We start from the raw sequence: 11,925 nt of genomic DNA on the forward strand, positions 1-11,925 counted from the left end.
ATGGATAATGTTATGTGAAGAGGTGATACATATGGAAAATGTATATAAAGGACTTAGGCATACCGGATTTACTGCAATGCTTATTTTTGGAGGGGTATTTCTACTTCGCTGGCTCATACATGATGAGATGCTACTGGATCAGCTTATTGGATTTAGTGTAGGAATGGTAATGGTTGTTTCGTCAGTTTCCATTCAAAAGTATAGTAAAGAATTACAGATGAATGAGAAATATTAATAATTTTTAATTGCTGTTATCTTTTTCATAGTTTAGGAATAGTGGAGGCTTTCGTGTGATTTTCTTATTTGTAGTATATTTTGTTTTCATTATGACGTTGGTAATTACGTTTCTTCTTTCACAAAAGTCATATAAGAAGCCTGTTATTAAATATATACCAACGTTAGTATTGTTTATTTTGGCTTTCATTTCTTCTGCTATGTTTGTATTGAATAATGGAATGGGAGAGCTGATGATATCGGTCTCTTTAGGGGTTGCAGCGATAGTGAACGGTCTTTTACTTCTTGTTTTGAAAGTAGTTCGTGTGATTGTTGCAAAGGGAAAGTAGAGCATCGAATTCGATGCTCTACTTTTTATTTACGCTTCTTTTTAATAAATGAAAAGGCTAAAGCTGTAATTAAAATGCTGCCTTTAATAATATCTTGTGCATAATAAGGGACGTTCATCATTGTGAGTCCATTCAATATAATTCCAATTAATACCGAGCCGAGGAATGTTCCGACTATATTTGGTTTCTTGGCACCGAACATTGCGTAACCGATATAGGCAGCTGCGACTGCATCCATTAATAATGGAGCACCAGCTGAAACTTGTCCTGTTCCAACGCGGCTGCATAGAATAATGCCGCCAATAGAAGCTAGTAAACCACTAATCATATAAGCATATACACGGTAACGATCAGTAGGAATACCGGCTAATCTAGCAGCTTCTCGATTCCCACCAGTCATATAAAAGAAACGACCGTACGTTGTTTTTTCTAAAAATAGATGTGCAATTAAAACGACAGTAAGCATGATAATGACAGGGACTGGAATTCCTAAGACGGAACCTTGACCGATAAATAAAAAAGATGGAATAAAATGTCCTGTTGCACCGGACATTCCTTCATAAATTGAAGATCCTTTTGAAAATGTTAAGTGTAGTCCATTGACGATATACATGATACTTAATGTAGCTAGTAAATCAGGTAGTTTAATTCGGATAACGAGTAGTGCATTTAATAATCCAACTAATAATCCGCAAAGAATAGGAACAAGGAGTGTAACTAATAGTTCTTGTCGATATAAAACGAGACAAGAAGCAGCTGCAATTGTTGCTAAACTAGCGGTGGAGCCGACTGATAAATCAAACCCATCTACAATCAATGTAAAGGTAACGCCGATTGCAAGTAACGTTACGATGGAAATAGAACGTAAAATATCACTAATATTGTTATATGTTAAAAAAGAATCATTGACGATAGAGAAAAAAATTGTAACACCTATAATAATAGCAATTGTACTAAATTGATAAAAAAGATGAGTAGGTAAATATAGTTTCTTAGTTTTCGTTTTATGAACGAGATTCAATGGAATAGCTCCCTTCAGATAAATGTAAAAGCTGTTCAGGAGATAGTTCGCTTGGTAAGTATTCACCTACAAATTCTCCGTTTGCCAGTATAAGAATGCGATCAGCGATATGCAACGCTTCATCTTGTTCTCCTGTGAAATAAATTACGGAACTTCCGTTTTCTGTAATGTTGCGAATGAATTGAAAAATGTCTTGTTTCGCAGCGATGTCTACACCTTTAGTTGGCTCGTCTAAAAGAAATAGATTAGGTTTGAATCCACTCCACTTTGCAATTGAGACTTTTTGTTGGTTTCCACCGCTAAGTGAATGAATAAGTGCCTTTGGGTCATTTGGTGAAATACCGAAAGAAGAAATTGCTGTAGTAGCATCATTTAATTCGGTTTGTTTTCGTTTCCAACCTGATTGATGTAAATTTGTGTGACTTATAATATCTTCCGAAAGAAATACGCCTTGTTTTCTTCTTTCTTCTGGTACAAGTGCGATTTTCGCTTTAATCGCATCTCGTGGTGTTTTAATCGTTAGTTTTTGACCGGCTATTTCTGCGTGATAAGTATGAAGAGCACCAAATAACGTTTCAGCAAGTGTTGTTTTTCCACTTCCAATTAATCCGTATATCACAACAGTTTCTCCTTTTCGTATTGTAAGAGAAAGGGGAGAATGACCTTCGTGTAATAGAAGCTCTTGTACTTTAAATAGTTCCTCGCTCCCGGTTTTTGGTGCTGTATTAATAGGAAGTGTAAGTTGTTTTCCAGTCATCGCTTCCACAATTTGTTGATCTGTAATCGTTGTAATGGTTTCAGAAAGGGCAACTTGACCGTTATGTAATACAGTTACATCATCCGCGAAATTTCGAATCTCTGATAAACGATGAGAAACTAAAAGGATGCCAATTCCTTTTGATGTTAAATCTTTTAATAGTTTCCCAAAGGTTTCAACTTCTTTTGGTCCAAGAGAAGAAGTAGGTTCATCTAATAAAAGGTAATTTGTATTGTTAGATAAAGCTCTTGCGATAAGAAGTAATTGTTTTTCATGTAATGAACAGTTTGAAACATCTTCCGAAACATTTAAATTTACCTGTACAGTTTGCAAATGTTGTTTAGCAAGTGCGACTAATTTGGACTTTGAAAATAGTACTTTATTTTGCATTGCTAAATGATCGATTAGTACATTTTCTAATACAGATAATCCGGGAATAAGTCCGTGATCTACTTCTTGTGTTACGAAAGAAATGCCATGCTTTTTTGCATCGCGCGGTGAAGTAAAGGAAACAGACTGAGTATCAATTTTTATATCGCCAACAACTGGTTGAATTTCACCAGTTGCTATTTTTAGTAAAGTACTTTTTCCTGCACCGTTCATGCCTAGTAAAGCGTGTACTTTTCCTTTTTGAATATGAATAGAAACATCTTCTAGAACAGGTGTAGCGACATGATAAGAATGTGTAATGTTTTGAAGAGAGAACGTCATCATTTTTTCTCCTTCTCTAATTTTTTCATCCAAGGGGAATATGCATCTTTTGAGTCTCCCCAACCGTTTATATATTTTGATAACTGATCCATTGTTATATTTTCTTTTGGTAAACTATTTTTCTTTACTAAATAAGGTTCTAGTGAATAAATATCTGGCGTTTGTTCACCAGCAATTTTTTTGTATAAAAATCGTACTTGAACCTTACCTACTTCAGCTGGATCAGTTGCAGCTGTAGCAGTCCAAGGTGAGTTTTCTTTTTGCATGAGTTGTAAATCCTCATTACTTAAGTCAATGCCATATACTTTTATATCTGTACGACCAGCTTGTTCAAGTGCTTTAACAGTCCCTTTAGCAAACTCATCCCACGAAGCGAAAATAGCTTGTAAATCGCCTTTTTTCGGATATTTCTTTAGTAAAGCTTCTACTTGTGTTTGTGTATCGAGTGGCGTGTTATTACTAGCAGTACCGAATCTTGCGACTTCTTTTATATTTGGATACCGTTTATAAAAAGCATCAATGATAACATTGCGACGTTCCATTGGAGCAAATCCGCCGACCCATACAACTGCGATATTTCCTTGTCCATTCAAATCTTCCGCTAACGTTTTTAATGATTTCCATGCAAGACTATAGTCATCTTGATCAATAATTGTCACACCTGGCAAGCGTAGATCGTTATCGAACGCAACTACGGGAATGTTCGCTTGTAACGCTTTTTCTACTCCAGGTTTTAGTGCTTCAGAACGGCCATGATCAATTAAAATACCATCCACTTTTGAATTAATAGCAGTATCTAAATTTGCAGCCATTTTTGCTAAATCGTTATCAGAATTGTAGACTTGTACACTGCCGCCAAATAGCTCAACTTGTTTTTTGACACCCTCAATATATTGAGAGGAAAAAGTTCCGATGGACATTTGCATAATTAATGCGATTTTTAATGGCTTCTTCATTTGGCTTGGAATTTCTGTTTGTAATTGATTTTCTACCGTTGTAGTCGCCTTTCTCACAGTTTGTTGCTTTTGTGAAGAGATAGTATCTTGTTCATTTGTACAAGCTGCTAATGTAAATAAGAGAAAAATAAGTACGATGGAACATAATTTTTTCATAAAAAAATCCCTCCTAAACTAAAAAGAGAGAGGAGGGAGTGAAAATAAAAAACGCCTTTTCATATAGAAAAGACGCCTTATCATATTACTCTTATCTTTCAACACAATGTGTTGTAAGAATTAGCACCGTGCCCATAAATGGGTCGGTTGCCGGGCTTCGTAGGGCTCATCCCTCCACCTGCTCTTGATAAGACATCCGATATTTAACTATTTTGAATTATTCCACAAACGAATGGTATTGTCAAACAGTATTTATAAAAAAATCCCTCAGGAAGAGGGATTTTAATGTGGTAAGAATATCAATTGATAAGCAAACAAAATTCCAAATACATATACAAGTGGGTGAACAGCACGGAATTTACCTTTTGCCACTTTCATAAGTGGGTATGAAATAAATCCAAGTGCGATACCTGTTGCGATACTTGATGTAAGTGGCATGCTTAAGATTACTAAGAATGCTGGGAATGCTTCATCAAATGCGTCCCAATCGATGTGGCGAACTGAACCCATCATAAGACTACCAACGATAATTAATGATGGTGCAGTAATAGCTGATACACCAGAAACAGCACTTACTAATGGGCCGAAGAATGCTGCTAGTGCGAATAGAACCGCTACTGTAACAGTTGTTAAACCAGTACGACCACCAGCTGCAACACCAGCAGATGATTCAATGTAAGCTGTTGATGGTGTCGTTCCGAACATAGAACCAATAGTTGCTGAGAATGAGTCAGATAGAAGAGCTCGTCCTGCTTTTGGAAGCTTTCCGTCTTTCATAAATCCACCTTGTTGTGCAACGCCAAGTAATGTACCTGTTGTATCGAATAGTGTAACAAGGAAGAATGAGAATACAACGCCGTATAATCCGTAGTTAATTACGTCAGATACAGCAGTAATTGGATTTGAAACGATAATTCCTTCTGGTAAACCAGGCATTGATGTAACACCGTTTGAGAATGATAATTGTCCCGTGAAGAAAGCGATAATACCAGTTAATAGCATCCCGATAAATAGTGCGCCATTTACATTTAAAGACATAAGGACAATTGTAATTCCAAGTCCAGCTAATGCTAGTAGTACTGGAGCAGAGTGAAGATCACCAAGTCCAACTAAGTTTGCATCATTTTTTGTAACGATACCTGTTAAACGTAAACCGATAAAGGCGATAAATAGCCCGATACCAGCAGTAATTGCATGTTTTAAGTTTTCAGGAATTGCTTCCATTAATTTTGTACGGAAAGATGTAAATGATAGCAAAATTAAAATCATACCTGCTACGAATACAGCAGAGAATGCAATTGCGAAAGTCATGCCTTCATGCGCTTTTACAACAGAGTAAGAGAAGTAAGCATTTAATCCCATACCTGGCGCGATTGCGATTGGTAAGTTTGTAAAGATTGCCATAAATAATGTTCCGACAACAGCAGCGATAATTGTTGCTGTAAATGCTTGTTCAAATGGAACACCTGCATCTCCAAGGATAACAGGGTTTACGACAATGATATATGCCATTGTTAAGAAGGTAATAATACCTGCCATAATTTCAGTTTTAATAGAAGTTTTATGTTTTGAAAGGTTAAACATATAAACATCCTTTCTGTTTACGAATAATTTTCACAACAGTTATATATAATATTCGTTTTTTATCTATTTTGCAATAGTTTTGCATAAAAAGTTTATAACAATTCATATTTTGTGTCTTAAATTCGAATATTAATCGTAAAACGATGTGTGAATTTCAGCTTTTTATTGTGCACATGCTAAGGAAAAGGAGTTGAAAGCAGCTATGCCACAGCAAAAAAACTTTATAACAATGCCTGCGCAACATCAAAATAAGCAGCCAGGTATTGAATCATTAATGAGCCCCCTTCCGCAGTTTGAAGATGCAAACTATAAAGGAAGTGAAAAGTTAAAAGGGAAGAATGTGTTAATTACGGGAGGAGATAGCGGAATTGGACGAGCAGTTTCCATCGCTTTTGCAAAAGAGGGAGCAAATGTTGCGATTGCTTATTTAGATGAGGAAGAAGATGCAAATGAGACGAAACAACGTGTTGAAAAAGAAGGTGTAAAGTGTGTATTGTTGCCGGGGGATTTGAGTAATGAACAGCATTGTAAAGATATTGTGGAAGAAACCGCCCGGCAGTTAGGTAGTTTAAATATTTTAGTGAATAACGTTGCACAGCAATATCCGCAGCAAGGGCTAGAGTATATTACAGCAGAACAGCTAGAAAAAACATTTCGTATTAATATTTTTTCTTATTTTCACGTTACGAAAGCAGCCCTTTCTCATTTGAAGAAAGGGGATGTCATTATAAATACGGCATCTATCGTTGCATATGAAGGAAATGAAACGTTAATTGATTATTCCGCAACGAAAGGAGCAATCGTAGCTTTTACAAGATCACTTTCTCAATCGTTAGTGCAAAAAGGGATTCGGGTAAATGGTGTTGCACCAGGCCCGATTTGGACACCGCTTATTCCATCGAGCTTTGATGAGAAGAAAGTCTCTCAGTTTGGGAGCAATGTCCCGATGCAACGGCCTGGTCAACCATATGAATTAGCGCCGGCATACGTATACTTGGCATCTGGTGATTCATCCTATGTTACTGGGCAAATGATACATGTAAATGGGGGCGTTATTGTAAATGGATAGTTTTCATTTATAAGAGCAAAGTAATGTTAATTCCACTTATTATAGGGAGCGCTAGGGGGGATATAGCTGAAAAAGTTATGTTTCATCATACTATTATTTTTCATCCTACCGGTTAGTGCTTTTGCTAATACAGATCATTTAATATTAGTAAATCTTACGACGAACCAGTTGTCTTTTTTTGAAAATGGAAATTACACAAAAACATTTCCAGTAACGACTGGAAGAGATCGTACACCTACGCCTGAAGGTAATTTTTGTATTATAACTAAATTTAAAAATAAAGAATACCATCGAAAAAAAATACCTGGGGGTGCACCGAATAACCCTCTTGGTACGAGGTGGCTTGGACTAGATAAGAATGAATATGCAATTCACGGGACGAACCGGGAATGGACGATTGGAAGTAGGGAATCAAATGGCTGTATTCGTATGCATGACAGGGATATACAATGGTTATATGACCGAGTACAATTACAAACAAAAGTAATCATTTCTCGTTTTCATACGAGCCCCGAATATGAAGCGAATAAACTTGGTTATCGCGTTGTGAGCTGGAATGGTCGAAAAATAGAAAAAGAACAAATTGGAGTACTTACGTTAGTAGACCGCGCGGATATATATTGGCAAGAACCAAATGGACAGTTAACGAAAGTGAAAACGGTATTGCCAAATGAAAGATATCCAGTGTACTCAAAACGAAAAGATGGAATATATTATATAGGAAACAATTCGTATATTATAGATGAAACAGGAGAGAAAGTTCGTTACGAGCAAATTCCTTCTTCGATTTTAAGTAATATATATAAACGGAAATACAATGTTCCGTAATGGCTACCGTATTATAGACGGTAGCTTATTTATACTTGGAGTTTAACTGCAACTATTGTATTTTGCTGAATATAATACAGTACAGATAGGGGGCGGTTATATTATGAAAAGTGAATTTGCGTTTAAAGTTTTCTTAGTAACGACCTGTTTATTTATCGTGTATTTATATGCGTTTCTCGTCTTTTCTTTTTATGTTCCATATGTTGATTTAATATTATTCTTCGGATTTATTTGGGCGTTTGTGAAAGCGAGGGAAGGAGAGAAGAGTATATATCGGCGCATTACCCTATGCGGGACGGCCGTTCTCGTTATTTTGTACTTTTTTATTATGCATGATTTTTGGAGAGGAATGTAAAAAAAGCATACGATTAATCGTATGCTTTTATATCTGTTAATGATGGAAGAGAGGCAATTGCACCGTAATTTGTACATGTGATAGCGCCTACTTTATTTGCAAAGGAGATAAATGCTGTTAAGTCTTTGAAATGATACGAAAGTGTATGTTCACTTTGGGCAATCTGATATAACATTGCTCCAACGAAAGCGTCACCAGCACCAGTTGTATCGACTTGTTGAATGGAAATAGAAGAGACAATAGTTTGACCTTCATTTGTCGCAAGAAGGGTACCGTCTTTTCCAAGTGTAATAGCTACTACTTTTGCGCCATAATTTAATAATTTGAGTGCAGCTTGTTGTAAATCACTCTCTTTAGAGAGCATAGTAGCTTCCTCTTGACTTACTTTTACGAAGTGTGCATGTTTTATAAAGGTTAGACAATCTTGAGAGAATTGTTCTGTATTTGTAATGAGTGCACTTCGATAATTTGGATCAAAAGAAATGAAATGGCCTTTATCTTTCGCATATTGTAACAACTGAAAATACGTTTCTTTTAATGGGCTTGATAGTAAAGCTGTCGCTGAACCGAAATGTATTAAATCATTCGTTTGTATTTTTGATAAATCAATGCTATTGAATTGATATTCACCATCTGCACCACGCATAAAAGTAAAATCACGTTCGCCATCTTGATCGATGGATACGAATGCAAGTGTTGTTTGTTTATCTTTTATGAGCATGGATGTATCGACTTGCGCACGCTGTAAAGTTTGTTCAAGAAACTCACCAAATGGGTCGTTTCCTACTTGCCCCATAAATGTAGCGTGTCCACCTAATTTTGTAATCGCAGCAGCAACGTTAGCGGGTGCTCCACCAGCTTTTTTTTCGAAATCTGAACCGTTTACTAAAGAAACATTAGTATTTCGGCACACAAAATCAATTAATAGTTCACCTATACAAAAGACATTTCTCATACAATCCCTCTTTTCAGCTTATATTGTGTGATGGTAAAGTTTAGTTTTGCATCTGAAAAGATTGCGATATGATGTTTCATGTCTTTTCGAGGAAAAACTCGGGACGTAAAGACTGTTGAACCATCGTATAAGAAAATTTCCACGATGCTTTTATCTACAAATATTTGTAGTTCTATCGTATCTTGAATATCGATTTTTTTACAGCGTTCAAATCCATATTCTCCGCCAAATTGATGGTAGAAGTTGCCCCTGTCTATAGAAATAGTACCTTGTTCCCGATTAAATGTAATGGGGAAACATTCCTCCTCATTGTGGAAGAGAGAAAGACCAAAACGTTTTGCATCTTCTGTTTTAAGTGTAACAATTAATTCATAGGAGTCTTCATCATCAAGCGTTGATAATACATTTAATCCAGCTGTTATATCTCCTGAAATGTCTTTTTTTGTTGTTCGTAGTTTTGTTAATTCTGAAACTGGTTTTTGTTTTAAGATGTTATCTTCTAATGTTAATTCACGTGGAAGTGTTAGGCAATGAGCCCACATATAATCATCAGAAGGATATGTGATTTCACTTGATCCTGCCCAAGCAAACAATAGGCGACGACTAGTAGAGTCTTCTAAAGTTTGAGGGGCATAAAAATCGAACCCTTTATCAGCTTCGTAATAGGAATCAACATGGAAATATAAATTTTTAATATCGAAATGGCCTATAGCATAAACGACATTGTATACATTGTGAAAGTTTTCTCCGTCTTTTTCAATTCCTTGCGGTGAAAAGAGAAGTACATCTTTCCCTGATAATTGGAAGTAATCGGGGCATTCCCACATAAATCCGAATTCTTTTAAGTTTGTTGTAATTTCGCCTTGGAAATGCCAATTGTATAGGTCTTGTGATTTGTATAGTAATAGAGTTCCTGTTTTATTTTCACGTTGGGCACCGAGTAACATATAGTACATATCATTATGTTTCCAGACTTTTGGATCACGTACATGTTTTGTATATCCGTCAGGAATTATATCAATAACAGGATTATTACTATATTTCGTCATCGTATATTGTGAATCCATTGTTGCCATACATTGTTTTGCATCACGGGAATCATCAGGCTTTTTTATATTCCCTGTATAAAGTAGATGAAGAAGGCCATCTTTTACGATAGCACTACCAGAATATGCACCGTGTGATTCATAGCTTTCAGTAGGGATGATGGCTACAGGCATACGCTCCCAGTTAATAAGGTCTTTTGACCTCACATGCCCCCAATGCTTCATTCCATGAATGGGACCAAATGGATACCACTGATAAAAAACGTGATATTCATCATTGTAGTATGATACACCGTTAGGATCATTCATTAATCCAAATGGTGGGTGGATATGATAAATTGGTTTCCATGAATCTTGGTTTGCAATTTCATATAAAGAATGTAATTCGTCTTTATTAGATTGCAGTATTGTTTTATATTTTGACATAGGTTTTCACCCCGTTATTATTTACTTTCTTTATATAAAATGAATGTGGCAACAAAAGCAGTGATAACTGCAATAGCGAAACCAATTATATAGTGAATCATGTTCATCATGCCAAGAGGTGCAACAATTGTAAGCATCGGAATACCTGTTAAACCGTATGCATTAGCCGCTACTTGCATCCAAACAACGTAAGCGCCTCCAATTGCGCCGCCAATAGCTGCTGCAATAAATGGTTTACCAAGTTTTAAATTGACACCAAAAATAGCTGGTTCTGTAATTCCTAAAAATGCTGAAGCTGCTGCTGGAATTGCAATTTCTTTCGTTTTTTTGTTTTTTGTTTTGAAATAGACAGCTAAAGTAGCACCGCCCTGTGCAACGTTCGCCATTGACCAAATAGGGAGTAAGAAATTGACACCGATATCTTTATTTGCGAGTAAGCCCGCTTCAATAGCGTGGAAGCTATGATGTAAGCCAGTAAGAACAATTGTTGAATACAACCCACCGAATATAAGTCCAGCTACTGGTCCTGCAAATTGATAAATTGTATTTAAAAGGTACGTAATGCCGTCACCGATTTTATATCCAATTGGTCCGATAATAATAAGTGATAAAAAGCCAGTTATAATAATTGTTAAGAATGGTGTAACTAATAAATCTAAAGAGTTCGGAACACGTTTTCGAAGTTCTTTTTCAATTGTACTCATAACATATACACATAATAAAATAGGTAAAACAGTACCTTGATAGCCAATCATATCAATATCCATACCAAGGAAATGTAAAACTGTGGGTTTTGCATTTGAAAGAGTCCAAGGATTTGTTAAGCTTGGGTGAGTTAATATACCACCAACAACTGCACCTAAGAAAATGTTTCCACCAAATTCTTTAGCGGCACTAACTCCAATTAAAATGGGTAAAATGATGAAAGCTGCACTTGAGAACATATCAAGTAATTGGATAAGTGAGTGATCTCCAGGAACTAATTTAAACGCTTTCAACATTCCGAGTAGACCCATAAGTAAACCGCTTGCAACGATAGCTGGAATAATTGGAACAAAAATATTAGATAGTGTCTTTGCTAGGCGGGCGATAGGATTCATTTTTTTCTTAGGTATATCGTTTGATGTTGTAGAATCTAGTTCGGCTATTCCAATTAGTTTTGAGAATTCATCATATACTTTGTTTACTATGCCAGTTCCAAAAATAATTTGATATTGCTCGGTCGTTGCAAAAGCACCTTTTACTCCATCGATGTTTTCGATTTCTGCAGCGTTTATTTTCGTATCATCCTTTAATATAAGACGAAGGCGAGTCGCGCAATGTGTGGCACGAACAATGTTTTCCTTTCCACCAATATTCTGTATTACTTGAGTTGCAATTTGTTTCATATCCATAAAAATTCCCCCTTACTATAAATTCTCTTTTATGGAACCGGTTCCGTAATAAGTTAAAATAAAAAACAGGGAAATGATGTTGAAAATCCTGTTTTTAAAATGTG

12 protein-coding genes and 1 riboswitch are annotated in these 11,925 nt (G+C 36.0%); of the genes, 5 read left to right on the top strand and 7 right to left on the bottom strand.

Going from position 1 to position 11,925, the window contains the following annotated elements:
- Positions 1–7: 7 nt before the first annotated feature.
- Together GD442_RS03885 and GD442_RS03890 are read left to right on the top strand one after the other, a co-directional pair.
- Positions 8–235 carry a hypothetical protein gene (locus GD442_RS03885; RefSeq protein ID WP_002195168.1) on the top strand — a complete coding sequence of 76 codons (228 nt, stop codon included), beginning with the start codon at positions 8–10 and terminating at the stop codon, positions 233–235.
- A gap of 55 nt (positions 236–290) precedes the next feature.
- On the top strand, positions 291–563 hold the full coding sequence (locus GD442_RS03890; RefSeq protein ID WP_000576483.1) for a hypothetical protein: 273 nt from the start codon (positions 291–293) through the stop codon (positions 561–563).
- 25 nt (positions 564–588) lie between these two features.
- On the opposite strand, the gene GD442_RS03895 is transcribed toward GD442_RS03890, so the two are convergent.
- The 4 genes from GD442_RS03895 to GD442_RS03910 all read right to left on the bottom strand — a co-directional run bounded on the left by GD442_RS03895 (position 589) and on the right by GD442_RS03910 (position 5,748).
- Positions 589–1,584, bottom strand: a complete 996-nt coding sequence (locus GD442_RS03895) for an ABC transporter permease (RefSeq protein ID WP_001054980.1) — start codon at positions 1,582–1,584, stop codon at positions 589–591.
- The gene (locus tag GD442_RS03900) at positions 1,568–3,055 is read right to left on the bottom strand and encodes a sugar ABC transporter ATP-binding protein (protein ID WP_002164630.1); all 1,488 of its coding nucleotides are present in this window, start codon (positions 3,053–3,055) and stop codon (positions 1,568–1,570) included. Before GD442_RS03900 ends, GD442_RS03895 begins: the two co-directional genes overlap by 17 nt.
- Positions 3,052–4,164, bottom strand: coding sequence for a sugar ABC transporter substrate-binding protein (locus GD442_RS03905; protein WP_000732065.1), 1,113 nt, complete (start codon positions 4,162–4,164; stop codon positions 3,052–3,054). Before GD442_RS03905 ends, GD442_RS03900 begins: the two co-directional genes overlap by 4 nt.
- Positions 4,165–4,252: 88 nt before the next feature.
- Positions 4,253–4,358, bottom strand: a riboswitch (SAM riboswitch).
- Between the two features lie 88 nt (positions 4,359–4,446).
- Complete coding sequence (locus GD442_RS03910) at positions 4,447–5,748, bottom strand: NCS2 family permease (protein ID WP_000482713.1); 1,302 nt, start codon at positions 5,746–5,748, stop codon at positions 4,447–4,449.
- Between the two features lie 202 nt (positions 5,749–5,950).
- Between GD442_RS03910 and GD442_RS03915 the strand changes: the two genes are divergently transcribed.
- The 3 genes from GD442_RS03915 to GD442_RS03925 all read left to right on the top strand — a co-directional run bounded on the left by GD442_RS03915 (position 5,951) and on the right by GD442_RS03925 (position 8,000).
- Positions 5,951–6,817, top strand: coding sequence for an SDR family oxidoreductase (locus GD442_RS03915; protein ID WP_001136261.1), 867 nt, complete (start codon positions 5,951–5,953; stop codon positions 6,815–6,817).
- Positions 6,818–6,883: 66 nt separating this feature from the next.
- Complete coding sequence (locus GD442_RS03920; RefSeq protein WP_025921749.1) at positions 6,884–7,645, top strand: L,D-transpeptidase; 762 nt, start codon at positions 6,884–6,886, stop codon at positions 7,643–7,645.
- A gap of 103 nt (positions 7,646–7,748) precedes the next feature.
- A complete protein-coding gene (locus tag GD442_RS03925) occupies positions 7,749–8,000 on the top strand; it encodes a hypothetical protein (protein ID WP_000834195.1) in 252 nt (83 codons plus the stop codon).
- 13 nt (positions 8,001–8,013) lie between these two features.
- On the opposite strand, the gene GD442_RS03930 is transcribed toward GD442_RS03925, so the two are convergent.
- The 3 genes from GD442_RS03930 to GD442_RS03940 are packed head-to-tail and all read right to left on the bottom strand — an operon-like array spanning position 8,014 to position 11,821.
- Positions 8,014–8,955 carry a carbohydrate kinase family protein gene (locus GD442_RS03930; protein ID WP_001246640.1) on the bottom strand — a complete coding sequence of 314 codons (942 nt, stop codon included), beginning with the start codon at positions 8,953–8,955 and terminating at the stop codon, positions 8,014–8,016.
- Positions 8,952–10,427 carry a beta-fructofuranosidase gene (scrB, locus tag GD442_RS03935; protein WP_000049750.1) on the bottom strand — a complete coding sequence of 492 codons (1,476 nt, stop codon included), beginning with the start codon at positions 10,425–10,427 and terminating at the stop codon, positions 8,952–8,954. Before scrB ends, GD442_RS03930 begins: the two co-directional genes overlap by 4 nt.
- 17 nt (positions 10,428–10,444) lie before the next feature.
- Complete coding sequence (locus tag GD442_RS03940; protein WP_000367320.1) at positions 10,445–11,821, bottom strand: sucrose-specific PTS transporter subunit IIBC; 1,377 nt, start codon at positions 11,819–11,821, stop codon at positions 10,445–10,447.
- Between the last annotated feature and the right edge of the window lie 104 nt (positions 11,822–11,925).

This window comes from Bacillus sp. A260 (assembly GCF_009861435.1).
In the GTDB taxonomy this organism is placed as follows: Bacteria; Bacillota; Bacilli; order Bacillales; family Bacillaceae_G; genus Bacillus_A; species Bacillus_A cereus.

Excerpts from the sequence above, each read along its gene's own strand:
- GD442_RS03900 (WP_002164630.1), bottom strand. The coding sequence starts at position 3,055 with ATGATGACGTTCTCTCTTCAAAACATTACACATTCTTATCATGTCGCT.
- GD442_RS03930 (WP_001246640.1), bottom strand. The coding sequence starts at position 8,955 with ATGAGAAATGTCTTTTGTATAGGTGAACTATTAATTGATTTTGTGTGC.
- GD442_RS03940 (WP_000367320.1), bottom strand. The coding sequence starts at position 11,821 with ATGGATATGAAACAAATTGCAACTCAAGTAATACAGAATATTGGTGGA.
- GD442_RS03925 (WP_000834195.1), top strand. The coding sequence starts at position 7,749 with ATGAAAAGTGAATTTGCGTTTAAAGTTTTCTTAGTAACGACCTGTTTA.
- GD442_RS03885 (WP_002195168.1), top strand. The coding sequence starts at position 8 with ATGTTATGTGAAGAGGTGATACATATGGAAAATGTATATAAAGGACTT.
- GD442_RS03905 (WP_000732065.1), bottom strand. The coding sequence starts at position 4,164 with ATGAAAAAATTATGTTCCATCGTACTTATTTTTCTCTTATTTACATTA.
- GD442_RS03910 (WP_000482713.1), bottom strand. The coding sequence starts at position 5,748 with ATGTTTAACCTTTCAAAACATAAAACTTCTATTAAAACTGAAATTATG.
- GD442_RS03915 (WP_001136261.1), top strand. The coding sequence starts at position 5,951 with ATGCCACAGCAAAAAAACTTTATAACAATGCCTGCGCAACATCAAAAT.
- scrB (WP_000049750.1), bottom strand. The coding sequence starts at position 10,427 with ATGTCAAAATATAAAACAATACTGCAATCTAATAAAGACGAATTACAT.